Origin of the sequence: Kosakonia sp. N21, assembly GCF_050587465.1 — a bacterium.
In the GTDB taxonomy this organism is placed as follows: Bacteria; Pseudomonadota; Gammaproteobacteria; order Enterobacterales; family Enterobacteriaceae.
On the sequence record NZ_JBOBHR010000001.1, the window covers coordinates 246,586 to 271,956 of the forward strand.

General features: G+C 53.7%; 17 protein-coding genes. 10 read left to right on the forward strand and 7 right to left on the reverse strand.

What is annotated here, in order from left to right; all coding sequences use genetic code 11:
• Window positions 1–37: 37 nt before the first annotated feature.
• Complete coding sequence (locus ACQ3G7_RS01160; protein ID WP_263099948.1) at window positions 38–1,225, reverse strand: NupC/NupG family nucleoside CNT transporter; 1,188 nt, start codon at window positions 1,223–1,225, stop codon at window positions 38–40.
• A gap of 353 nt (window positions 1,226–1,578) precedes the next feature.
• On the opposite strand from ACQ3G7_RS01160, the gene ACQ3G7_RS01165 reads away from it, so the two are divergent.
• Window positions 1,579–2,817, forward strand: coding sequence for an Nramp family divalent metal transporter (locus tag ACQ3G7_RS01165; RefSeq protein ID WP_430888544.1), 1,239 nt, complete (start codon window positions 1,579–1,581; stop codon window positions 2,815–2,817).
• Window positions 2,818–2,874: 57 nt separating this feature from the next.
• Here the strand turns inward: ACQ3G7_RS01165 and ACQ3G7_RS01170 are convergent, their stop codons facing one another.
• Together ACQ3G7_RS01170 and mgrA are read right to left on the reverse strand one after the other, a co-directional pair.
• Window positions 2,875–3,201 carry a DUF2502 domain-containing protein gene (locus tag ACQ3G7_RS01170; RefSeq protein WP_430888545.1) on the reverse strand — a complete coding sequence of 109 codons (327 nt, stop codon included), beginning with the start codon at window positions 3,199–3,201 and terminating at the stop codon, window positions 2,875–2,877.
• Between the two features lie 124 nt (window positions 3,202–3,325).
• On the reverse strand, window positions 3,326–4,324 hold the full coding sequence (mgrA, locus tag ACQ3G7_RS01175) for an L-glyceraldehyde 3-phosphate reductase (protein WP_430888546.1): 999 nt from the start codon (window positions 4,322–4,324) through the stop codon (window positions 3,326–3,328).
• A 181-nt stretch (window positions 4,325–4,505) separates the two neighbouring features.
• Between mgrA and ACQ3G7_RS01180 the strand changes: the two genes are divergently transcribed.
• Window positions 4,506–6,164 (forward strand): alpha-keto acid decarboxylase family protein, encoded by a 1,659-nt coding sequence (locus ACQ3G7_RS01180; RefSeq protein WP_430888547.1) that lies wholly within the window; start codon window positions 4,506–4,508, stop codon window positions 6,162–6,164.
• Here ACQ3G7_RS01180 and ACQ3G7_RS01185 read toward each other — a convergent pair whose 3' ends face one another.
• Window positions 6,165–7,400 carry an ion channel protein gene (locus ACQ3G7_RS01185; RefSeq protein ID WP_430888548.1) on the reverse strand — a complete coding sequence of 412 codons (1,236 nt, stop codon included), beginning with the start codon at window positions 7,398–7,400 and terminating at the stop codon, window positions 6,165–6,167.
• A gap of 180 nt (window positions 7,401–7,580) precedes the next feature.
• Here ACQ3G7_RS01185 and glk point away from each other — a divergent pair, with 180 nt between their 5' ends.
• The gene (gene glk / locus ACQ3G7_RS01190) at window positions 7,581–8,546 is read left to right on the forward strand and encodes a glucokinase (protein WP_430888549.1); all 966 of its coding nucleotides are present in this window, start codon (window positions 7,581–7,583) and stop codon (window positions 8,544–8,546) included.
• On the opposite strand, the gene ACQ3G7_RS01195 is transcribed toward glk, so the two are convergent.
• Together ACQ3G7_RS01195 and ACQ3G7_RS01200 are read right to left on the reverse strand one after the other, a co-directional pair.
• Complete coding sequence (locus ACQ3G7_RS01195; RefSeq protein WP_430888550.1) at window positions 8,543–9,271, reverse strand: LytR/AlgR family response regulator transcription factor; 729 nt, start codon at window positions 9,269–9,271, stop codon at window positions 8,543–8,545. The two genes, glk and ACQ3G7_RS01195, sit on opposite strands and share 4 nt — an antisense overlap.
• Before the next feature lie 12 nt (window positions 9,272–9,283).
• A complete protein-coding gene (locus ACQ3G7_RS01200; protein WP_263099956.1) occupies window positions 9,284–10,981 on the reverse strand; it encodes a sensor histidine kinase in 1,698 nt (565 codons plus the stop codon).
• A gap of 389 nt (window positions 10,982–11,370) precedes the next feature.
• Between ACQ3G7_RS01200 and alaC the strand changes: the two genes are divergently transcribed.
• Window positions 11,371–12,612 (forward strand): alanine transaminase, encoded by a 1,242-nt coding sequence (gene alaC, locus ACQ3G7_RS01205; protein WP_430888551.1) that lies wholly within the window; start codon window positions 11,371–11,373, stop codon window positions 12,610–12,612.
• 64 nt (window positions 12,613–12,676) lie between these two features.
• Here alaC and ypdK read toward each other — a convergent pair whose 3' ends face one another.
• A complete protein-coding gene (gene ypdK / locus ACQ3G7_RS01210; RefSeq protein ID WP_134318594.1) occupies window positions 12,677–12,748 on the reverse strand; it encodes a membrane protein YpdK in 72 nt (23 codons plus the stop codon).
• A 648-nt stretch (window positions 12,749–13,396) separates the two neighbouring features.
• Between ypdK and hutH the strand changes: the two genes are divergently transcribed.
• From hutH to tssL, 6 genes are all read left to right on the forward strand, one after another.
• Window positions 13,397–14,929: a histidine ammonia-lyase gene (gene hutH, locus ACQ3G7_RS01215; RefSeq protein ID WP_430888552.1), complete on the forward strand. Its 1,533-nt coding sequence runs from the start codon at window positions 13,397–13,399 to the stop codon at window positions 14,927–14,929.
• Window positions 14,930–15,103: 174 nt separating this feature from the next.
• Window positions 15,104–20,812, forward strand: a complete 5,709-nt coding sequence (locus tag ACQ3G7_RS01220) for a hypothetical protein (protein WP_430888553.1) — start codon at window positions 15,104–15,106, stop codon at window positions 20,810–20,812.
• A gap of 469 nt (window positions 20,813–21,281) precedes the next feature.
• Window positions 21,282–21,779, forward strand: a complete 498-nt coding sequence (tssB, locus tag ACQ3G7_RS01225) for a type VI secretion system contractile sheath small subunit (protein ID WP_263099960.1) — start codon at window positions 21,282–21,284, stop codon at window positions 21,777–21,779.
• A 35-nt stretch (window positions 21,780–21,814) separates the two neighbouring features.
• A complete protein-coding gene (gene tssC / locus ACQ3G7_RS01230) occupies window positions 21,815–23,365 on the forward strand; it encodes a type VI secretion system contractile sheath large subunit (protein WP_430888554.1) in 1,551 nt (516 codons plus the stop codon).
• An 18-nt stretch (window positions 23,366–23,383) separates the two neighbouring features.
• Entirely contained in the window at window positions 23,384–24,721 is a 1,338-nt protein-coding gene (tssK, locus tag ACQ3G7_RS01235) for a type VI secretion system baseplate subunit TssK (RefSeq protein WP_430888555.1), read from the forward strand.
• Window positions 24,718–25,371 (forward strand): type VI secretion system protein TssL, short form, encoded by a 654-nt coding sequence (gene tssL / locus ACQ3G7_RS01240; RefSeq protein ID WP_430888556.1) that lies wholly within the window; start codon window positions 24,718–24,720, stop codon window positions 25,369–25,371. Before tssK ends, tssL begins: the two co-directional genes overlap by 4 nt.

The following is a 25,371-nucleotide window of genomic DNA, read 5'->3' on the forward strand; positions in this document are numbered from 1 at the left end:
CTATCCCCGGTTTTCAATAGTGTTGGCCATCCGGCAATCAGATAACCAGCGCCGCAATTGCAGCAGACAGCACGCTCACCAGCGTAGAGCCGTAAACCAGTTTCAGACCAAAGCGGGAAACCACGTTGCCTTGCTCTTCGTTCAGGCCTTTAATCGCACCGGCGATGATACCGATAGAAGAGAAGTTCGCGAAGGAGACCAGGAATACAGAGAGGATGCCTTCTGCACGCGGAGAGAGGTTGGCCGCGATTTTCTGCAGATCCATCATCGCCACGAATTCGTTGGAAACCAGTTTGGTTGCCATGATGCTCGCCACCTGCAGCGCTTCGTGAGCCGGTACGCCCAGCACCCAGGCGATGGGGTAGAAGATATAGCCCAGAATGCCCTGGAAAGAGATACCAAAAATCGCCGCGAACAGCGCGTTCAGACCAGAAATCAGCGCGATAAAGCCAATCAGCATCGCCGCAACGATAATCGCCACTTTGAAGCCCGCCAGAATGTATTCGCCCAGCATTTCAAAGAAGCTCTGACCTTCGTGCAACTTCGCCATTTGCAGGTTTTCTTCGCTCTCTTCCACGCGGTACGGGTTGATCAGCGACAGTACGATAAAGGTACTGAACATGTTCAGCACCAGCGCCGCCACAACATATTTCGGCTGCAGCATGGTCATGTACGCGCCAACGATGGACATCGAAACGGTGGACATCGCCGTCGCCGCCATGGTGTACATGCGGTTGCGCGACATTTTGCCGAGGATATCTTTATAGGCAATAAAGTTCTCGGACTGACCCAGAATCAGGGAGCTGACGGCGTTAAATGACTCCAGTTTGCCCATGCCGTTCACTTTAGACAGCACCGTCCCGATGGCGCGAATAATGATTGGCAACACGCGGATATGTTGCAAAATCCCGATCAGTGCAGAAATAAAGACAATCGGGCACAGCACTTTCAGGAAGAAGAACGCCAGGCCTTCGTCATTCATTTTACCGAATACGAAGTTGGTGCCTTCGTTGGCGAAACCGAGCAGTTTTTCAAACATTTCGGAGAAGCCTTTAACGAAGCCCAGGCCGATATCAGAGTTCAGGAAGAACCAGGCCAGTAAAACTTCAATCACCAGCAATTGAATAACAAAGCGGATGCGGATTTTCTTGCGATCGCTGCTCACGAGCAAGGCAAGCAGCGCCACGACAGCAAGCGCCAGGACAAAGTGCAGAACACGGGACATATTTGCTCCAAATATGAGACGGGTAGAAATTTCGTGCACATTCTATGTAACAAGCCAAAAGAAAACGAGATCAAACACACACTATATTAATGGCCTGTGACCAGACTCAAAATTAGTGATCCACCATACATTTCTGTTATGTTAAGTAAAGGAGTGAAAAGTTGCGTCGTGATGCTAAACTCTTAACATAACGCTGCGGCAGTTCCTGTTGCCGCCGTCACCATACTGGACATTCAGCCCTTCTATTGTTTCTGGCTATCAGAGAAATCAGGTAAACCCATCTAAATGAACTTGATAATCATTCTCATTTTGGTAGCATGAAACATAGCAAAGGCTATATTTAAGGGCATAAAATGAACAGTAGTCGCGTTGAGAATAGCAGTGGGCGTGCAGCGCGCAAGCTGAGGTTCGCGTTAATGGGACCGGCGTTCATTGCGGCGATTGGCTATATCGATCCCGGCAACTTTGCCACCAACATTCAGGCGGGGGCAAGTTTCGGCTACCAGCTATTGTGGGTTGTGGTGTGGGCCAATTTAATGGCGATGCTGATTCAGTTGCTCTCCGCCAAACTCGGTATCGCCACCGGCAAAAACCTGGCTGAGCAGATCCGCGATCACTATCCACGCCCGGTGGTCTGGTTCTACTGGGTACAGGCGGAAATTATCGCCATGGCCACTGATCTCGCGGAATTTATTGGCGCGGCTATCGGTTTTAAAATGATCCTCGGCGTTTCGCTGCTGCAAGGCGCAGTGCTGACCGGCGTTGCCACCTTTTTGATTTTGATGTTGCAACGACGCGGGCAAAAACCGTTAGAGAAGGTGATCGGCGGGTTATTGCTGTTTGTTGCAGCGGCATACATTGTTGAGCTGGTGTTTTCTCAGCCGCGGCTGGCGGCGCTGACGAAAGGGATTGTGATTCCCAGTTTGCCGGGAACCGACGCCGTCTTTCTCGCCGCTGGGGTGTTGGGCGCGACCATTATGCCGCATGTGATTTACCTGCACTCTTCCCTGACGCAGCATTTGCACCAGGGAACCCAGCGTCAGCGCTATTCAGCCACCAAATGGGATGTAGGAATTGCCATGACCATTGCCGGTTTTGTGAATCTGGCAATGATGGCCACCGCAGCCGCGGCTTTCCATTTTAACGGTCATACCGGGATTGCCGATTTGGATCAGGCTTACCTCACGCTGGAGCCGTTATTGAGCCACGCGGCCGCCACCATTTTTGGTCTGAGCCTGGTGGCGGCAGGTCTCTCTTCGACGGTGGTGGGCACGCTGGCGGGACAGGTGGTGATGCAAGGGTTTGTGCGTTTCCATATTCCGCTGTGGGTTCGTCGCACTATCACCATGATGCCCTCGTTTATCGTCATCTGGCTGGGGCTGGATCCTACGCAAATTCTGGTGATGAGCCAGGTGTTGCTGAGCTTCGGTATTGCGCTGGCGTTGGTGCCGCTGCTGGTGTTTACCAGCAATCATGCGCTGATGGGTGAACTGGTGAATTCATCGCTGATTAAGCGTACCGGCTGGGTGATTGTGGTACTGGTGGTCAGTTTAAATGGCTGGTTGTTAGTGGGGACCGCGGCAGGGTTATAGCGTTCTGCTCACCAATCACCACAAAGAAAAAAGGAGCGCATGCGCTCCTTTTTCGTATCAATGATGACGCCAGCGACCGCCTCCCGGCCCGCGGTGGTCATCGCGATCGTTCCAGCCTTCGCGGTAGCCGCGCTCATAGGCATCGCGTTTATCCCAACCGCGATGCCATCCGCGGTCGTGTTTATACCAGTGGTTGCCGCGCCATTCATAGTTGCGACCCCAGTAGTCGCGGTCGCGCCAGCGTCCGCCGTCCCAGTAGTTACCGTAATTATCACGATCGCCAATTTGTAATTTTATAGACGGCAACAGGGTGATTTCGCCAGCATTAGCGACCAGGGGGGCTGAAGCCATTAACACTGCTGCCAGAATCAGTGACCTGAACATACTCTTCTCCTTCACGATCGGGGCCGAAACGGCCTGTTACAACAATCTTACGGGGCGGTAAAACCCCGTATTATTGGCGGAACTCCTAAATCATGAATGGCAGCACTTTTTGCTAAAAATGATGTTATTTTGCACCGCTGAGAATGGCGTCGATCTCCTCGCATTCTGCTGCGCTGAAATCCCGATTGGCCAGCATGCCAACGGCATCGTCCAGTTGCCCGATCTTACTGGCGCCAATCAGCACCGAGGTCACTTTGCCGCCGCGTAGCACCCAGGCCAGCGCCATCTGCGACAGTTTCTGTCCTCGCCGTTGAGCTACCGCATTCAGCGCGCGTACAGTCGCCAGTTTTTCATCGGTAAGCTGGTCCGGATTCAGAAACCGGCTGCCGCTGGCCGCGCGCGAATCCGCCGGGATGCCGTGCAGATAGCGGTCCGTTAATTGCCCACCCGCCAGCGGGGAGAAGGCAATGCTGCCAACCCCTTTTTGCTGCAAGACTTCCAGCAGCTCGGTTTCCACCCAGCGTTCAAACATGGAGTATTTAGGCTGGTGGATCAGGCACGGCGTCCCCAGGTCGTTGAGGATGTCGATAGCTTCACGCGCCAGCGTGGCCGGGTAGTTAGACAACCCGACGTACAGCGCTTTACCCTGGCGCACAATATGATCCAGCGCGCGCATGGTCTCTTTCAGCGGCGTTTCCGGGTCCGGGCGATGATGGTAGAAGATATCCACGTATTCCAGCCCCATCCGGCGCAGGCTTTGATCGAGGCTGGCAATCAGGTATTTGCGCGAGCCCCAGTCGCCATAGGGGCCATCCCACATGGTGTATCCGGCTTTACTGGAGATAATCAGCTCGTCGCGCCAGGGGAGGAAATCTTCCCGCAGGATGCGGCCGAAATTGCTCTCCGCTGAGCCGGGAGGCGGCCCGTAGTTGTTGGCCAGATCGAAATGGGTAATGCCAAGATCGAATGCATGCCGCAGTAATTGCCGACTGTTTTCCAGCAGGGTGGTGTCACCAAAGTTATGCCACAGCCCGAGTGAAATCGCCGGGAGTTTTAGCCCGCTGTCACCGCAGCGCTGGTAGACCATTTTTTCGTAACGTGCGGAATCCGCCTGATAAACCATGCCGTTGCCCCTTTTAAGTCATCTTCTCTTCAGTGTATGCGTTTACATCGCTGGACCAATGAGAGTACACCGGGCGTTATCGTAAAGCTTGCTTTCCACCCCCGATATGGCGCGTATCCTGGACTCTCATCACAGTTCTTCAATACTCAGTGAAGAACCAAAGTCTGGAAGGATCAATGTCATGCAAACCGATTACTCTGTTGCCGACTATCTGCTGGACAGGCTCGCTGGCTGTGGCATTCACCATCTGTTCGGCGTGCCGGGCGACTATAACCTGCAATTTCTCGATCACGTGATTCAACATCCAACAGTCCACTGGGTTGGCTGCGCCAACGAACTTAACGCCGCCTATGCTGCCGATGGTTATGGGCGTTGCCGGGGGGCTGGCGCATTGCTTACCACCTTTGGCGTGGGGGAATTAAGCGCCATTAACGGCATTGCCGGCAGTTTTGCTGAGTATGTGCCAGTGCTGCATATTGTTGGCGCGCCGTGTAGCACGGTGCAGCAACGCGGAGAACTACTGCACCATACGCTCGGCGACGGGGATTTTCGCCACTTCTGGCGGATGAGCGAGCCGGTTACCGCCGCGCGCGCTATTTTAACGGCGCAAAACGCCTGCTATGAAATCGACCGGGTTATCAGCACCATGCTGGCGGAGTCCCGCCCCGGTTATCTGATGTTACCGGCTGATGTTGCCAAAATGGCGGCAATACCGCCTGTAAACGCTTTCACGTTTCCTGCCGTTCAGTCCGACGAAATGCGCCTTGATGCGTTTCGCCGTCATGCGCAGGCGCTGATGTCGGGTAGCCCACGGGTTGCGCTACTGGCGGATTTCCTTGCCCGTCGCTTCGGCGTACAGAAAATGTTGCAATGCTGGATGCGCGATTTCCCTGTACCTCATGCCACGATGCTGATGGGGAAAGGGCTGTTTGATGAAACGCAACCCGGGTTTGTGGGCACTTACAGCGGTGCGGCAAGCCCGCCGACCGTACGCGAAGCCATCGAAGGTGCGGACAGAGTGGTTTGCGTGGGCGCACGCTTTACCGATACGCTGACCGCCGGGTTTAGCCAGCAATTGCCGCGGGAGCGCACTATCGACATTCAGCCGTTCGCCGCGCGGGTAGGGGAAACCTGGTTCAGCGGCGTGTCGATGCGCGACGCGGTGAATACGCTGATTTCGGTGTGTCGCCATCATCCGCGCAACCCGCTTAAGCCGGTTAATCACACTGACGCGCCGCACCGCGTGCATCAGGGGACGCTGGATCAGTCAGCACTCTGGCAAACGCTGCAAGATTTTATCCGCCCTGGCGATATCATTCTGGCCGATCAGGGAACCGCTGCGTTTGGCGCGGCGGGTTTGCGCTTGCCTGCGGAGGTCGATTTTCTGGTGCAGCCATTATGGGGATCGATCGGTTTTTGTCTGCCCGCCGCGTTTGGCGCGCAAACAGCCTGCCCGGAACGGCGGGTGATTTTGCTCAGTGGCGATGGTGCGGCTCAGTTAACCATTCAGGAACTGGGGTCAATGCTGCGTGACGGCCTGCGGCCCATCATTGTCTTGCTTAATAATGATGGCTATACGGTGGAACGCGCCATTCACGGCGCGCAGCAGCGTTATAACGACATTGCGCGCTGGAACTGGACGCACATTCCGCATGCACTCAGCCATGATGGCCAGGCCGAGTGCTGGCGGGTCAGCGAAACCGTGCAACTGGCCGAGGCGCTGGAAGCCGCCGCCCATCATCACCGCCTCGCGTTGATTGAAGTCATGCTGCCGAAGACCGATCTCCCTGATTTGCTGCGCGACGTCACCCGATCGCTTGAGGCGCGCAACAATCAGTGATCACTTGTCCCGCCGGGGAGCAACCATCATTGGCTTCCCGGCCAGCAGCAGCCAGGCAGGAAGCATCACGATGCATAACAACGGCAGCAGCGTGGTGTCCGGCACAACGACCGCGGCAAGAAACAGGCTTAACCAGCCATCCCGTGTGACCACCAGTACCAGGCCGAGCACCGCACAGGAGACGGTCACCGCTGCCGGTACCGCGTCTACATGCTGGTGCAGCATCAGACCCAGCGCCACCCCGACGAACACCGCCGGGAAAATACGCCCACCGCGGAACCCACAGGCCGTTGCCACCACCAGCGCCGCCAGTTTTACCACCGCAAACAGCAAATAATCGCTGACGGTGAATGTCTGCGCAAAGGCCAGTTGCTGCATCTCATCCAGCCCTTTAAACAGCGTGATATTACCGCCAATAATGCCCAGAATACCGAGCAGAAACCCGCCAATGCCCAGCACAAGCACCGGGTTTTTTAGCCGCTGCATAAGCTGGTGCAGGCGAGGTAAACACCAGACTGCAACCATCCCCAGCGCGATGGCGAACGCGGTGACGACCGCACCGCTGATGATATCGACGATGTGCAACTGCGGATAATGGGGAATCGGTAAGGTGAAATGGGGATGCGACAGCACCGTGGTGGTCAGCGCGCCCGCGGCGGCGGCCATCAGCGGGGCGAACAGACGATCCCACAACGGTACATCGTTACTGGCGGTCAGCGTTTGTGAAAAGATCAGCGCCGCGGCGACCGGAGTGCCAAACAGTGCGCCGAGCGTGCCAGCAGAGGCTAAAATCGTCCAGTCCAGCGGAGCGACTCGCGGAAATGCGCGCGCGCCAATCGCCACTGCCAGCGCAATATTCAGCACCATCACCGGGTGTTCAGGCCCGAGGCTGACGCCGCCCGCCAGCCCAAGGATCAACGCCAGTACCAGACCCGGCAGCGCATTGACGGCAACGGGCGCACTGATCAACGGTTCGGTCGCCGGATCCGGGCCGCCATGACCGGCGCTAAAGCGGATCACCAGCCCCACGGCAACGCCCGTTAGCGTCAACATCAGCAGGGTCCAGCCGGGAGAGTCCGGATCGACCCCCAGCCGCCAGGGAATGCCGAACCATAAAATGGATTGCAGCAGGGTGGCGATTTTCATCACCAGCAGTAATACCAGGCTTGAGGCTATGCCGATCGTCAGTGCGGGCAGCGCCAGCAATAACAGGGTTCTGGCTCGCGGATGGAGCATGCTTATGTCCTTTTACCGGAAGAGGGTCGCAGTGGCTGCTAACAGAGCCGAAACCACGGCGTTAATCTGTGACGAAGATCGATAATCCTGGGGCGCTCGTGTTATGGTCATTGTCGTTAAAGCGCCTTGAATTTACAGTGTGCCAAAGATTTATTCTGACTTTAGCGGAGCCGTAAAAGAATGACAAAATATGCTTTAGTGGGCGACGTAGGCGGCACCAACGCGCGCTTAGCGTTGTGCGATGTCGACAGCGGCGTCATCTCCCGGGCCAAGACATACTCCGGCCTCGATTACCCAAGCCTGGAAGCCGTGGTGCGTGTGTACCTTGATGAGCACGGCGTGAGTGTGGAAGACGGCTGTATCGCCATTGCCTGCCCGATCACCGGTGATTGGGTGGCGATGACCAACCACACCTGGGCTTTTTCCATCGCGGAAATGAAGAAAAACCTCGGTTTCGCGCATCTGGAAATCATTAACGATTTTACCGCTGTGTCGATGGCGATCCCGATGCTGAAACAAGAGCATCTGATCCAGTTTGGCGGCGCGCAGCCGGTGGAAGGCAAGCCGATCGCCGTTTACGGTGCAGGCACCGGTCTTGGCGTCGCGCATCTGGTGCATGTGGATAAACGCTGGGTGAGCCTGCCGGGCGAGGGCGGTCATGTGGATTTCGCCCCCAACAGCGAAGAAGAGGGGATTATCCTCGAAGAGCTGCGCGGTGAGATTGGCCATGTTTCCGCAGAGCGCGTGCTGTCCGGCCCCGGGCTTGTGAACCTCTACCGCGCGATTGTGAAATCCGACGGGCGTCTGCCGGAAAATCTGCAACCGAAAGACGTAACCGAGCGCGCGCTGGCGGATAGCTGCATCGATTGTCGCCGTGCGCTGTCGCTGTTCTGCGTCATTATGGGGCGCTTTGGCGGCAACCTGGCGCTGAACCTTGGCACCTTTGGCGGCGTCTACATTGCTGGTGGCATTGTGCCGCGCTTCCTCGATTTCTTTACCGCTTCCGGTTTTCGCGGCGGCTTTGAAGATAAAGGCCGCTTTAAATCCTACGTCGAGGATATTCCGGTTTATCTTATCGTCCACGATAATCCGGGGTTGTTAGGCGCGGGCGCGCACCTGCGCCAGACGCTGGGCTACTATCTCTAGAGCGCCATTAACTGCCGGAACTCTTTTACCTTACTGCGGCTGACGGGCACCTGAAACTCCAGGTCGCGCAGCCGCAAAATATAGGTATTGTTAAACCATGGCTCTATTTCGCGGATCTTATCCAGATTGACACAGTAGGAGCGGTGGCAACGGAAGAAATGCGCCGCCGGCAGTTTGCTGCAAAACTCGGTGATGTTCATCGGCATCACATAAGACTCCCGCTTCGTGTAGACGAAGGTCATCTTTTCATGCGCTTCCGCATAATAAATATCGTGAATGCTGGTGACGATAATGCGTTCGTCTTTCACCAGATTGATGGTCGCGTTTTCCCGCGGTTGCGGGTTAGCGGCTGTGCCGGTTTGTTGTTGCCACGCGTTTTCCAGCTTTTGCAACATGCTGATAATGCGTGATTCCTGATAAGGTTTGAGGATGTAGTCAAACGCTTCCAGCTCGAACGCTTCGACCGCATGCTCTTTCCAGGCGGTGATAAACACGATAAACGGTTTATGGGCGAACTGGCTGATGTTCTGCGCCAGCAATACACCGTCCAGCGACGGGATGTTGATATCCAGAAAAATGGCGTCGACTTTATTGTGTTGCAGGTACTTCAGGACATCGAGACCGTCGTCGAACGTGCCGACAATCTCCATCTGACTGTGTGCTTTAATCAGCCAGCTTAGCTCCTGTTGCGCCAGGATTTCATCTTCAACAATGATGACTTTCATTCACATCTCCCGTTAAGGCAACAGTGCGGCAATCGAGGGCGTGGGCGTCGACTGGCGCGGCACGTAGAACGCGATTTCCGTTCCCGGCGTCAGGCGGCGGATATGTAACCCCTCGCCGTAAAGCAATTTCACTCGCTGGTGAACATTCAGCAGACCAATTTTATTGCCGGGCATTTCATCGGCTTCTACGCGAGCGATCATCTCCGGCGAGATGCCATTTCCGGTATCACGCACGGCAATGCGTACGCGGTTGCCGCACTCTTCTACGCTAATGGTCACCACCCCTTTGCCTTTACAGGGCTGAATGCCATGCACGATGGCGTTTTCCACCAGCGGCTGAATCAACAGGCTGGGGATCTCGCAACCGATCTCTTCGTCAATGTCATAAATGACCGTCAGTTTGTCGCCAAAGCGCGCCTGTTCAATCGCAATGTAATCTTTAATCTGGTACAGCTCTTTTTTGATATCTATCTGCTCATCGTCTTTTAATTCAATGTTATAGCGCAAATAACGCGACAAATTGAAAATCAATTGCCGGGCGGTGTCCGGATTAAGACGAATGGATGACGAGATGGCATTCAGCGCATTAAAGAGGAAGTGCGGGTTAATTTTGCTCTGCAATGCGCGCAGTTCTGCCTTATTTGCCATCTCACGCAACTGTTCGGCGCGGGACACTTCCAGTTGGGTGGAGATAATTTGCGATAACCCGACTGCCATCTCCTGTAGCGATGAAGTGATCTGGTGAGCGTGGCAGTAGTAGATTTTCAGCGTCCCGGTGACGATGCCTTGCTCACGCAGCGGGATCACCAGCATGGAGTGAATTTCCGGCGTGCGGTGCGCTTCATCATTGTTTTTAATGATGATTTCGCCGGTATTGATCGCCTGATGCGTGGTAGGGCTGATGATGTCGTCACTGTCGCGGTAATTATTTTCCCCAACGCCGACATAGGCCAGAACATGGTCAACATTGGTAATCGCGACCGCGTCGGCGTCGATATCACGGCGAATGATATCGCACACCTGGCGCAGAGATTCGCTGTTAACGTTACGGAACAGCGGCAGCGTTTTATTGGCGATATCCAGCGCCAGTTTCGCCTGACGCCCGGCAATGGCCTCTTTTTCTCCTTCAACGCTCTGCACCAGCAGCACAATAAACCCGATACAGACGCTGCCCAGGATCATCGGCACGCCGATTTTGGAGACGATATCGAGGCCAAGCGCGGTGGACGGCGCCCATACCACCACCAGCATCATGGTGAGGCTTTCGCAGATCATGCCGCCGATAATCCCCACGCGCCAGTGTTGCGCTTTCGGGATCTTGCGGTTAATCACCCCGGACATAATCCCGGCAATAATGCTGGTGATAAAGCAGGGAATCGCCGTAACCCCACCAATATCAATCAAGTAGCGATGCACCCCGGCAATCACGCCGGTAATGATGCCGACCCACGGGCCAAACAGAATGCCGCCGGACATCACCGCAATGATACGCACGTTGACCAGCGAACCTTCCACGGGAACGCCAGACCAGGTACTGAACAGTGCGAACATTGAGAAGATGGCGGTTACGCCCAGTAACTCTTTGAAGGAGTGGGCGGTTTTATGCAGCAGCTCGCGAAACAGGCGGATACGGATCAGGAAAAACAGGCAGATCAGCATCAACGCCGCGCGATCGAAAACCGCCAGCAACATGTCGAATATTTCGTGCACGGGAAACTCATGTGAAAGGCGTCAAAAAGCTATGATAAAAAACTGCGGCCCGGATGACCAGCCGGGACATTCATTGAGTGAATGAGGAAAAACCACTATTTCAAAAGGGGATTAATAAGCGTCGAAAGCGTGTAAGCGAAGACAGAGCGTTGATGAAAATGCACAGTAATTTTATTGATATCATATTGTTAAAATATTTATCTGATTTAGTAATAAGGGGGTGGTGTTGCATTCATAACAGGTTTTTTGTGTTCCCCTTTTTCGCCAGCGGATTATTTTTTTCTTTCCCTCTCGACAGCAGGAAATTTTTCGGGCTATGTTCTTAGCACGCCGCAATCGCGGCGACGTCGCTCGGACGGTCCGGGCGCTCACGTTATCCCGAGGAATCTATGGCTGACTTCAGTCCTGAACGCCGTTTTACGCGTATCGATCGTCTTCCCCCTTATGTTTTTAATATCACGGCTGAACTGAAAATGGCTGCGCGTCGGCGCGGCGAAGACATTATTGATTTCAGCATGGGGAATCCGGATGGCCCGACGCCACCGCATATTGTCGAGAAACTCTGTACTGTGGCGCAGCGCCCGGATACGCATGGTTACTCCACTTCGCGCGGTATACCGCGTCTGCGTCGGGCGATTTCCCGCTGGTATCAGGATCGCTATCAGGTGGATATCGATCCGGAAACCGAAGCCATTGTGACAATTGGCTCGAAAGAGGGACTGGCGCATTTAATGCTGGCCACGCTGGATCATGGCGATACGGTGCTGGTGCCAAACCCAAGCTACCCCATTCATATCTATGGCGCGGTGATTGCGGGCGCGCAGGTGCGTTCTGTGCCGCTGGTGGAAGGCGTCGATTTCTTCAACGAACTGGAACGTGCCATTCGCGAAAGTTACCCGAAGCCGAAGATGATGATCCTCGGCTTCCCGTCCAACCCGACGGCGCAGTGTGTGGAGCTGGAGTTCTTCGAGAAAGTGGTGGCGCTGGCAAAACGTTACGATGTGCTGGTGGTACACGATCTGGCTTACGCCGACATTGTTTATGATGGCTGGAAAGCGCCGTCAATCATGCAGGTGCCCGGCGCACGCGATGTCGCGGTCGAATTCTTTACCCTGTCGAAAAGCTACAATATGGCGGGCTGGCGTATTGGCTTTATGGTCGGCAATCCGGTACTGGTTAACGCGCTGGCGCGTATCAAAAGTTACCACGACTACGGTACGTTTACGCCGTTGCAGGTGGCGGCTATCGCGGCGCTGGAAGGGGATCAGCAGTGCGTACGCGACATTGCCGCGCAGTACAAGCGCCGCCGCGACGTGCTGGTGAAAGGCTTGCATGAAGCCGGCTGGATGGTCGAAATGCCGAAAGCGTCCATGTACGTATGGGCAAAAATTCCGGAGCCGTATGCCGCAATGGGGTCGCTCGAATTTGCCAAGAAGTTGCTGAAAGACGCCAAAGTATGCGTGTCGCCGGGGATTGGTTTTGGTGATTACGGCGATACCCATGTGCGTTTCGCGCTGATTGAGAACCGCGATCGTATTCGCCAGGCGGTACGGGGTATTAAGAGTATGTTCCGCGCTGATGGCCTGCTTGCGGCCGTGCCTAAAAGCACTGCGGAAGACATTGAACCTTAAACCGAATCAATAAAAAAAGGAGCCGAAAGGCTCCTTTTTCTTTTTCTGCATCAATAAGCTCAGGTTAGATCATCAGGGCGAATGTGCCGGCCCAAACAATGACCATCATCGAAATGCCCATAAAGAAATATTTCACGTTCATCGCTCCGCATACATTATGTATGCATTCATGACCTATCAGGACTGAGTATAGAGAGGTGAAACTACGCCAAAACGAAAATGAGAATTTTCTCCCTTTCGGCCACAGCTCCATCTCAGAATCTTGGGTGATTCCTCACCAAACGGGGCTAATGTACGCTTAATTTTTTGCCCTTACAAGAGGGTTTTTTTTATTTAATTTTAGTGAGTTACGTTGTGTCGGGCTTTGGCGACACATTAATTTCACTGCTAAATAAATTGCGCTTGAGCGACGGATAAAATCCTTGCTGAAACGCTTCATTTCCGCCTGATTTATAAGGCTAATTTTTTGAACTATCTCACACTCTCCGGCAACCAGGGTTTTCGGGTCTTAAAAGTGCAATAAAAACGACATGCAAAAAAATGCACAAACACCCGCCTGCCTGGGCACATATCCACTGCGTTTATGCGGACGGTTTTTATGCCGGTATGCGAGCAACCGTGAAATCGTGATTACTGGCGCACTATAAAAAAATTGTATCTTTTATGTTAAATCATGACTTGCGTGTATTTGTATAGACAAGTATATGTGTTTATATACTCACCGTGTTTTTCAGGTGCGCCGCACGCAGCCTGAAAACGCAGCAACTCAGGGACTTTACCAGGCATGAAGAATCTCACCCTTATTCCCGGCCAACTGACACTGGCGCAACTGCGTGATATTTATAGCCACCCGCTTCATCTTACGCTGGATGAAAGCGCGTTTGCCGCCATTGATGACAGCGTGGCTTGCGTGAATGCCATCATGGCGCAAGGGCGTACAGCCTATGGCATTAACACCGGTTTTGGTTTGCTGGCGCAGACGCGTATTGCCAGTGAAGATCTGGAAAACCTCCAGCGTTCACTGGTGCTTTCTCATGCTGCTGGAGTAGGTGAACCGCTGGACGATGCCATGGTGCGCCTGATCATGGTGTTAAAAATTAACAGCCTGGCGCGTGGTTTTTCCGGTATCCGGTTGCCAGTGATCCAGATGCTGGTGGCAATGGTTAATGCGGGGGTTTATCCGTGGATCCCGGCGAAAGGTTCGGTAGGCGCATCCGGGGATCTGGCGCCGCTTGCCCATCTGTCGCTCACGCTACTCGGTGAAGGTAAAGCGCGCTGGCAGGGCGAATGGTTACCGTCTGTTGAGGCGTTGAAACACGCCGGACTCTCGCCGTTAACGCTGGCGGCGAAAGAGGGACTGGCGCTGCTCAATGGCACGCAGACCTCTACGGCATTTGCGTTGCGCGGGCTGTTTGAAGCGGAAGATCTGTTTGCTGCTGCGGTCGTGTGTGGATCATTGACCACGGAAGCGGCACTGGGATCTCGCCGCCCGTTTGATGCCCGTATTCACGAGGTGCGCGGGCAACGCGGGCAGATTGACGCTGCGGCGCTTTATCGCCATGTGCTGACTGACGATAGCGCCATTTCGCAGTCGCATCACAATTGCAATAAGGTGCAGGATCCCTATTCGTTGCGCTGCCAGCCACAGGTGATGGGCGCGTGTCTGACACAGTTGCGTAACGCCGCCGATGTTCTGCTGACGGAAGCTAACGCGGTGTCGGATAACCCGCTGGTGTTTGCGGCGGAAAACGAGGTGATATCAGGCGGCAATTTCCATGCGGAACCGGTGGCGATGGCGGCGGATAATATTGCGCTGGCGATTGCGGAAATCGGTGCGCTGGCGGAGCGGCGCATAGCGTTACTGATGGACAGCCATATGTCGCAGTTACCGCCATTCCTTGTGAAAAATGGCGGTGTAAACTCCGGTTTTATGATTGCACAGGTAACCGCTGCGGCGCTGGCGAGCGAAAATAAAGCGCTAGCACATCCGCACAGTGTGGACAGTTTGCCGACATCAGCGAATCAGGAAGATCACGTGTCGATGGCGCCGGCTGCCGGTCGCCGCTTATGGGAGATGGCAGCCAACACCCGTGGTGTGATTGCGGTGGAGTGGCTGGCTGCCTGCCAGGGACTGGATATGCGCGAAGGGTTAACCAGCAGCCCACTGCTGGAACAGGCGCGCCACCTGCTGCGCGAACAGGTTTCGCACTACGAAAAAGACCGTTATTTCGCGCCCGATATCGAAAACGCCACGGCGCTTCTGGCAGAGCGCCATCTGACGCAACTCCTGCCTGCCATCGTATCCGGTCAGAGATAACTCTTCTTCAGCCGGGAGGTGTTCCCTCCTGGCTACTCTCCACCCTATTTATATTGATGAAACCTCTGAATTCCCGGGCTGCGGTATAAGCGGCGTTACCCCCATTGCTACCCTTGATCACATGATTTCATCATCGGCAGGGTTTCTCCATGCCAGTGATCTGAGGAATGCGTGATGCCCAAATCCGGAACTTTTACTGACGAGGAACAGACTGCGACAGGAGCACGTAAAAAAAACCGGACCAGACGGGGCCGCAGGCAGGGTGAAAGACCGGCGGTAAGTGCAGCCGACGATGAGTGGCAGCGCAGCGGCGCAGAACTTCGCGCGGCTGTTATGGCAATAGAAGCCGAACGCGGCGGGCTTCCGCCACTCCCTGAATTGCATACGCGAAACCTGCGTGAACGTATGACCGCCATGCTATATCTGCTGGGGGCGAGTGGCACCAATCTACAAACGCTGCAAGATACTCTGCCGCCCGAACCGGCGCAGGAGGACGAAGCGCTTTCCATGCCCCCTCATAACGAGATACCCGAACCTCCGGCACACAGTGATGCTGAATTTCAGGCCGCTCCGCCTGCCACTTCCGCTGCCGGTAATAGTCAGGAGTATATCGAGTTGCCGATGTGGGGGGCGGCAGCCTCACTGAGTTATCAGGCTGCCCAGGCGGGAGGAGAGGGGATGCTGAACTGGTTTGCCAGAGCCGGCAGAGGCGTTGGCACGCAGGCCAGCAACCTGGCCCGCTCTGGCGGTATTCTGCTGGCTGCAGCGTCGCAGGTGTCTCCCCGTGGGGCGGCGCAAACCGTCGGCGCTACCGCACTGCTGGCAGGGTTGTCATATGCCTGGTATTCGATGTTTGGTCGCAGCGGTGATGAGAATGCCGCCGCTTATGAGCGTCTGGCTGAGCTGACCGGCATGTTAACAGAGGATGAACGGGCGCTAATAGACTCGCTGTTTCCGGAGCGACATGCTGCTCCGCTGGCGGAACCCGCATCGCCATTCAGCGCCAATGAAATCGCAGAGCTGGAAGCGATAGTCGCCGAACTGGCTGACAATGACATCTCATCCGCATTCAGCAGTGATGATATTGCCAGCCAGCCGTCGGAAAGCGCGACAGCGATGGCAGAAGAATCCCCCCTGGCTGTGAAATCTCGCGCAAAAAGGTCGCTTCCGATGAGGGAGTCACTGGTTGCGGGTGAGACCGGAGTGAAAAGGGTGCAGGTAGAACCGTCCGTGACGACGGAGGCAGCAGCGTCAGCCAACGCGACCGTGGAACCCGAACCACGAAGTGCCTACTGGGCTGAAGAATACAAAGCGGCCAAAAATGGCACCTTAGAACAATCGATATTTTTGATGCTGAGCGCAGGCCCAAAACCGGGTGAACGGGGCAGTCTGTATGTGCCGAGGGAGAGCTTTCCGCTGGCGGATGCGTGGTTCACGCGAATGGATGAACTGAAAGTCGGGACCTTCAGGCAGGAGTTTCAGCAAGAGATTGAAGAGGAGTCCATTGCAAGCATCTACGACCCGCATTCAAGCGCGACGTCTGCAGAATTACCCGATGAGCGTTGGCTACATCTGGGGCGTTATTACCTTCAGTTTTACCGGAGAGCACTGTATGACTGGGGCATGGGACTGCTTCATATGAATGTGGATGAGGCCAGAGATGAGGAAGTCCTTGTACAGCGCCTTGAAGTACTGACCAGTAAGCTGAACGATGACTGGGATGGCAAAGCGATGGATGCGGATGAATTGGCTAAGTATAAGGATAATGCCAAAGCATTTGCAGAACGTACCGCTAAGATGAACACATTCATCGCCCACAAACCGGCAGCGGATACACTAAGAAACCCGGCATGGCCTTACAGCGCCGACATTCCTGCTTCAGAAGTCTTCTGGGGTGAATACAGCCTGTCCTACATCGAACTTATTGATCGATCCCGATTTTCCGGGACATTTCCGGAGGTGCTTAAAATTCTGCTGGCTAACACAGTGGATTATATGAAGGACAGCTCAGGGGCGGTCGATTTGGTCAGACTTTATACCTCACTGAGTATCTTGTCGGTAAAACGTATGCTCGATGCATTACAAAATCGTGGGATGGCGGAGGCCTATAATTACGCCGTGCTGGATGAAGAACTGCGCAAGATAATCCGCCAGCATGTTAGCTTGTTCTGGGATGAGAAAACCCAGTCTGCGTATCTGGACGATTACAACAGCGTGATGGAGGAAGTGCTGCCGCTGTGGAGAAAAAAACAGGATGAGTTGCGCAAACAGGAAGCCACTACGCCCACTGTCGCTGCGGAGAACTCAACTGCAATACCGTCTGGCGACGCATCGCCGGAACACGCGTTGCTCGCCGGAGTGAACTGGGAAAATATCCGCCAACAAGCCGAACAGGCTGAACCGATGCCAGAGCGTTTCAGCGCCGACAAATATTTGCTGGAGACGCTGAAAGATAAACTGGATCTGCAGATTGGCGATTTGACCGGCTTTTTGAACGAACGGATCCTGCATCCTGACCGCTATATGGGCGCTTTTGTCAGAGAATCGTTGCGGATATATGGGCTGGGAGATAAGTGGTCCGATCAATCCGTCCTCAAATCCCGTCCGGTTGTGCTCAAAGCTGGGGTAGGTATGGATGTCGGGGGGAAGTTGTCAACCACTATCCCTTCCCGTAGCTATACGTTAGTCGATATTGCCAGGGGAGTGCCGCGCAGGGATTACGGGACATCCTATACCGACGATGTGATTGAATGGCCCTCCTCGTTTCCCGATGCACTGAAGGAGCGTTTGGGGAATATGGGGGATTACGCTGACTGGCGGATTGAGAATCAGTTCGACCCTAATAACTCAGAGGGCGGGCAAAGGGCCAGGAGAGTCTATAAGTTTATGGCGACTCGCGCGGCACTGGCCTATATCGGCAGAAAAAACCGCGTACCGAAGGCCTCCCGAGGAGAGTACCACCAGCGCTATAGCGATGCGGTTGAAAGTTATCTCGCAGGCGAGACCAAGGGGAAAAGCGTTGAATGGCATGGCACTACCCTTGCTGATGTGATTTTTATTCCGGTTTCAACTTCCCTGGTTTACAGGCAAAAGGAAATCGGCGTGCTGCTGTCGCTATGGAACAATGATTATTACGAAGTGCCGTGGCCTGGTTTTTCCGGCAAAGTGCATAAAGAAGGGAATCGGAGAAAGATTCCCCCAGGGATACTGATTGAAAAATCCCCCGCACTGAAGGCCTTTATGGAGAAACACCGGACAACCCGGACAGGGAAGGCGCTGGCGAAAGTGAGCGACAGTTATGGCTATCGTGCTGAGCACTATGATGCACCGGCATACTCTATGGACATGACCTCTGAGGTGTCCTCATCGGATTATTACCCTCCTTTTATCACCTATGCAAAAACGCCGGACGTACTCTTCGACAAGCTTATCGATATGCATCGCAAAGACCTGAGTGATCTTTACGATGAACTTATTTACTCGTCTGCGGAGCATAAACGCGCCGTTGCCTTTGAGCTGATTAATACACTGGCCATTATCTCCGGGGTGCTGCTGATGGTCGGCGGCACACTACTGGGCGGCCCCGCCATGGCGTGGGTCGCGGCATCGCTGGCGGTAACACTGTTGGGCGAAATTGTGCCGACGGCTGTTCTGGCCTCACTGGCGGATGATAAGGAAGAACGCGAGTTGTACATCCGCTCGATGGTGATGGCTGCGGCCTTTGAATTGGGGAGCAATATGGTTGCTCCCGTAATGAGCGGCCTGGCGAAAGGCGTCCGGCGGCTGGCGCGCCTGGGGAACACGGCGGTGCAGGAGACGCTGCCCGACTTGTACCGGTTAGTGAAGGAAAAGTTGATGCAGGTAATGACCCAAACCGGTATCCGGCGTCTGCGCAAAGTACCGGAAACGGTGGAGGCGATCAGCAAAGAAACCCGTAGCGATCTCGATAAGATGGTCGAGTCGCTTAAAACTCCGGACACGGCACGCCCCTCCGGGAAAACGAAATCGTCTGCCAAAACGGAACCTGCGGCCGGATCATCGAAACAGCAGACCGACGCCGGCACTGCGGGAGAAAGTTTGCTGAAGCAATCAAAAACGGCCAAAAAAGTCATCAGTAAAATGCGCGAATTGGGATTTAAATCTGATATTCGCATCCTTACCCGTTGGAAGAAAGGGAGCACAACGGATGAAGTTATTAACCAATATTTTGTGCAGGGGAGACGAGGGGAGGAACGGGTGGTGGTGCAGATGTTTACCGATAACAACGAATTTTCATATATCTATTTTGATGAGAATGAGTGGCTTCAAATGATGATTAAGAAAAGTGAGCATGCTGATAATGTGGCTGGCTATTATGATGTCAAAAATGATGCTGATTTTTCAGAGTTGTTTGATGAGTTTGAACCTATGACGGAGGCGGTCAGCAATTTACCGCTAAAAGATTATCCTGTGGATGGTGTGCTGATTTATACCTCGCAAGAGTATAAAAATAGCGTGAAAAATACGGGGCTGGATTTCGATGATATGCAGGAGTTTTTTGAGAAAACGCTTGGCACGGAAAAAGGCGCGGAAGCAGAAACATCGCTTTCTGGCGCCATCCGGCAAGCGTTAAAAGATAATCCAGAGTTACAGTCTTCTCTGAAAAACCTGCCATTTTTTGCAGATGTGCCGATTAATTTATCGCAAGGCGATTTCATTATGAAATATGCCGCTTTACTGAAAGATATCGGTCCGGATATTACGAAGTTCAGGCCCATTATGCAAGATCTGGCGCTAAATCTCAGGGATCCAACTAAAATCAAGAACCTGACAAATTTTTATAACTATGAATTACAGAATAGTGGTTTTCAAATCGCTGCACCTGATTTTATAACCTATAAAGCAAATGTGGGTAAAAAATGGTGGGGAAGATTTGTACCCTCGAAAAATATTTCCAAGGTCGAAACGGCATTTAATAAAACATACACCCGTGCGAACCAACTTTCTGCGCTACTTAATCAGGCGAAAACTTCACCGGAATTTCGCAATGAGGTTCTCGTGGTACTGGCAAGATATTTAAATACGCCTGATGCAACTATTCTTGGTGAAGCTTATCAGCGACTTGATGAACTCTCGCGTCGGCTTTACCAACAAGCACATTATCATGTGAAAGAGACCAAACTCAGCCGTGTTATTCCCGTTACAACAAGTGATAGTGATATCTCGCAAACGGTGGCTTTTGTTTATGAACGAGACCCTTCAGCACGCATTATGTTAGTTTTTCCCACCGTATTAGAAGAAAAAGGGATAAAAAACACGCTTCTGCATGAGATGACCCATCATGCCGTTGGGTCAGAGGACTATGCCTATATCGCCGACTTAGGGAAAAAATTCCCCGATTTAAAACAGCATCATTTTAGATTCGGTGAATCCAGATGGGAAACATTTAGCCCGCATGCGACATTAGGTCGTACCGCACAAACCTCTGCCGAGTATCTGGTCAATGAACTTCCGCCATTAAATACCCTGGATCGGGCAATAGCGCAGGCCAGAGCGCTATTTCTGGCTATGGAGCGGGCCTACACCAAAATGAATAATGCAGACTCATTGGTCGTACTGATTAATGAACTGCTCAGTCGTTTCAAATTTAAGTGGGTTGGTGATGAGAAGACCGGGGACTGGGTGATTACACTGGCTGCTGGCAGCAGAACACGGCGTTCAACAGAGGAAGAAGATATCTTTATACTCGAACTGGAGGATAACTTGATGGCTGCGCAACTTGCACAGGCGCTTGATTTTAGCGTTTCCGGTATCTTTACTGATGAAGAGATTAAAACATTCGGTCTTGAACTGACCAACGCCGCCGGGACGAACACGACACAGGCAACCACGCCGAATGCCTGATGCATTCGTGATAATCCACCATGGGAAGGGATCATATGCCGGAAGATCTCTAAATGTGAATGGCACGATTATGCGGGATACCTACAAGAAGACCATTCCCTTATATAAGATGCCGGATGAGTATTTCATGATATTTTTGTATATTTCATTTTGGATTATTCAGGCCGCAATTCGATCTTTTTAGGAGTTTTCACGTAAAAATTTGCTGGTAACGCATGAGTGAAAATTATTAGTTTATTGGATAACGATTTTAATGTTATTTAAATAAATGCGTGAAGATGCCTTTGAAACCAGTCAATATGTGGTATTTAAATAGTGCTTAATTATTGAACTCTGGTCCTGGAGTGTTATTTCCGGTTTGTCTGCTTTACGTAATGGTAATTCACTGGTTAAAATAAAAAAGCCCCGGTTTTTAAATGGTGACACCCGGTCCGGCAAAGGGACTAATTCATTTAGGAGATATATGTTTATGTCTGAATCATTTCAGAACGAGATACCTTGCGCGCGCGTAAATATAAAATTGGATCTGGTCACTGGGGGAGCCCAGAAGAAGGTTGAACTCCCCCTGAAGCTTCTCAGTGTCGGTGACTACAGCAACGGCAAGGCGGAAGGGACGCTTTCGGAACGCGAAACAATCAACATCAATAAAAATAACTTCAACAGCGTTCTCGCTGATCTCAATCCCGAAGTAAACCTCACTGTTAAAAACACCCTCGCCAATGATGGCTCAGAAGAAAACGTGAAACTGGCCTTTCAGAATATGAAGGATTTTGAGCCAGAAGCGGTTGCGCGTCAAATTCCTCAGCTCCGTGCTATGCTCGCTATGCGTAATTTACTGCGTGATTTGAAATCCAATCTTCTGGATAACGTCACTTTCAGGAAAGAACTGGAGATTATATTAAAGGACCCTGCGCTTTCGGATGAACTGCGTAGTGAACTGAATGCACTTGCGCCGGCCCAGAATTAATTTCTGGAAACTTTTAACGGAATAAAGACGAGTAAATGCTTATGTCAGTGAATAATGAATCTCAGAATCAGGCGGGCACCACCACCATTGAAAAAATACTGCCTGCAGGCGGTGTGTATGCGTCGCTGTTCGACAAAATCAATTTAACACCGGTATCGAAACTCGGTGAACTGGATGGCTTTGAAGATAACACCGTGATGGCGGAAACCTCTGCCGATGCGCGCGTGACCGCCGCCGTTCAGGTCTTTATGCAGTGCCTGAAAAAATCAGGCCAGGCCGTCGACAAGCTCGATAAAGCCCTGCTTGACCATCATATTGCCGAACTGGATTTCCAGATAAGCCGTCAGCTTGATGAAGTGATGCACAATGATGAGTTCCAGAAAGTAGAATCCGTCTGGCGTGGGCTGAAATCACTGGTCGATAAAACCGACTTCCGCCAGAACGTGAAGCTGGAAATTCTCGACCTCTCCAAAGACGAACTGCGTCAGGACTTCGAAGATTCTCCGGAAATTATCCAGAGTGGCCTCTACAAGCAGACGTACATTGCGGAATACGACACCCCGGGCGGTGAACCTATTGCCGCGGTCATCTCAGCGTATGAGTTTGATGCTTCAGCCCAGGACGTGGCGCTGATGCGTAATATCTCCAAAGTATCTGCCGCTGCCCATATGCCGTTTATCGGTTCAGCGGGGCCGAAATTCTTCCAGAAGGAGTCGATGGAGGACGTCGCGGCCATCAAAGACATCGGTAACTACTTCGACCGCGCGGAGTACATTAAATGGAAAAGTTTCCGTCAGACTGACGACAGCCGCTACCTGGGCCTGGTCATGCCACGCGTGCTGGGTCGTCTGCCATATGGCCCGGACACCGTCCCGGTGCGCAGCTTCAACTACATCGAAGAAGTGAAGGGGCCGGATCACGACAAATACCTGTGGACCAACGCTTCCTTTGCGTTTGCGGCCAACATGGTGAAAAGCTTCATCAACAACGGCTGGTGCGTGCAAATTCGCGGTCCGCAGGCGGGCGGCGCAGTACAGGATCTGCCTATCCATCTGTATGATCTCGGTACCGGTAATCAGGTGAAGATCCCGTCCGAAGTGATGATCCCGGAAACCCGCGAATTCGAATTCGCCAACCTCGGCTTCATTCCCCTGTCGTACTACAAAAACCGCGACTACGCGTGCTTCTTCTCCGCCAACTCAACGCAGAAACCAGCGCTGTATGACACCTCTGATGCCACTGCGAACAGCCGCATCAACGCGCGTCTGCCGTACATCTTCCTGCTGTCACGTATCGCGCACTACCTGAAGCTGATTCAGCGTGAAAACATCGGCACCACCAAAGACCGCCGTCTGTTGGAGCTGGAGCTGAACACCTGGGTGCGCGGTCTGGTGACTGAAATGACCGATCCGGGCGACGAGCTGCAGGCTTCCCACCCGCTGCGCGACGCGAAGGTGATGGTGGAAGATATTGAGGATAATCCGGGCTTCTTCCGCGTGAAACTGTTCGCTGTCCCGCACTTCCAGGTGGAAGGCATGGACGTCAACCTGTCGCTGGTTTCCCAGATGCCGAAAGCCAAGTCTTAAGGCGAGGGACAATCAGGGATGAAAATATATCGCCCACTATGGGAGGACGGGGCTGCTCTGGCCCCGCAACAGTTCCAGCAGCAGGCTCGCTGGGACGCGCACATTGCCGATACGGTAGCAGGGATGGGGATTTCCCATCCCTGGGGCGTGGTAAGTGCTGAATTTGACGACGCCGCCCTGGCGTTATCACGGCTCAATGCCACCCGTCTGGTGGTTCGTTTCCAGGATGGCACGACGGTTGATACTGAACTGGCAGACAATCTTCCGCCGGTCTGTGATGTATCTGCTGCACACGGCAACGAGGTCGTCGACGTGCTGGCAGCACTGCCGTTGCTGAGTGCCAGCGGCGGTAACCTGGATAACGGTCTGGACAGCGAGCGCCCGCGCCGCTGGAAAGCTGAACGCGTTGTGGTTCAGGAGTTGGCCGGGTATGAAAGTGGTGAACTGGCTATTCTGCGTAATGCCATCACGCTGCGTTTGTCCACGCAGGAAAACACCGCATACCTGACCTGTCCGGTGGCACGCCTGGTACGTAACGCGCAGGGACAGTGGAGCCGCGATTCCTCCTTTATCCCGCCGATGCTCTCGGTTGCGGCAAGCCCTGTGCTTGTGGCAGAACTGGGCGACCTGCTGGTCCGCCTACAGGCGCGGCGTAAGTGCCTGATGGCGATGCGGCGTGAAAGTAACGAGCGTCTGGCCGATTTTGCTGTGGCCGATGTTTCCCTGTTTTGGCTGCTTAATTCCCTGAACAGCGCCGAGCCGGTTCTGATCGAACTGCTGCAGACCCCGGGTCGTCATCCTGAGCTGCTTTATCGTGAACTGACCCGTCTGGCGGGCAGCCTGCTGACGTTTTCGCTGGAGCACGACGCCGGCGATATTCCTGCTTATCAGCACGATGCACCGGAACGGGTATTCCCGCCGTTGCTGGCTCTGCTCGATAAGCTGCTGGAAGCGAGTCTGCCGTCGCGGGTGCTGAGCATCCACCTGGAGCATCAGGATCAGATCTGGAAAGGTGCCCTGCACGATGCGCGTCTGCGCGAAGGGGCAGACTTCTACCTCTCCGTACGCTCCTCCATGCCAAACCACGAACTTCAGACGAAATTCCCGCAGCTGTGTAAAGCGGGCAGCTTTGATGATGTGTCCGACGTGGTGAATGTGGCCCTGAGCGGGATGGTTATCAAACCGCTGACCCATGTTCCTGCCGCTATCCCGTTGCGCCTTGAGAACCAGTATTTCTCGCTGGATCTGAGTACTGAGGCGGCTCGCGCAATGCTTGTGATGGGCAACTGCACCTTCTACACCCCGCGCTCACTGGGGGATGTAAATCTTGAACTCTTTGCGGTGCTGCGCTCATGAATAAATCCGAACTCAGCCAGATAGAACGTATTTTCTACCCGGGCTGGCTGATGGCTAGCCAGTTGCGCGGCGGTCAGGAAGTCCGTGACGGGGAGGGGCTCTACCGCCGGGCCTGCCGTCTGGTACAGGAGGCAAAAGCGGCGCTCACGGAGGCAGGTTACAGTGACATCAGTCGTGACCATATGGTGTATGCCCTGTGTGCACTGCTTGATGAGAGTGTCCTGAACCGGGGAACCACCGACGATGGCTATCTGGCCTGGCGCCGTGACCCGCTGCAGGCACACTTCTTTGGCACCCTGAACGCCGGGGAGGAACTGTGGGAGCGGATCCGCAACCTGCTGAAAGAGTCCGCACCGGACACTGCCGTGCTGACCTGCATGTACCGAACCCTGCAACTGGGGTTTGTCGGCCAGTACCGGGCACAAGATGACGAACGCCGTGAAGACGTGGTCCGTGCGCTGGGTGAACGGGTGCCCGCCTTTACGCTTGCACAGGATGCACCCATCGTCGTCAGGGCTTCTCGTTTGCGTAGTGGTCATCGCTTGTACTGGCTGTCTTGGATCCTCGGGGCGGTGGTACTTGCTGCGCTGTGGTTCTTCCTCTCTTCCTCCCTCACCGAACTGGTGAGTCAGACGGTCAGACCGGGGTAA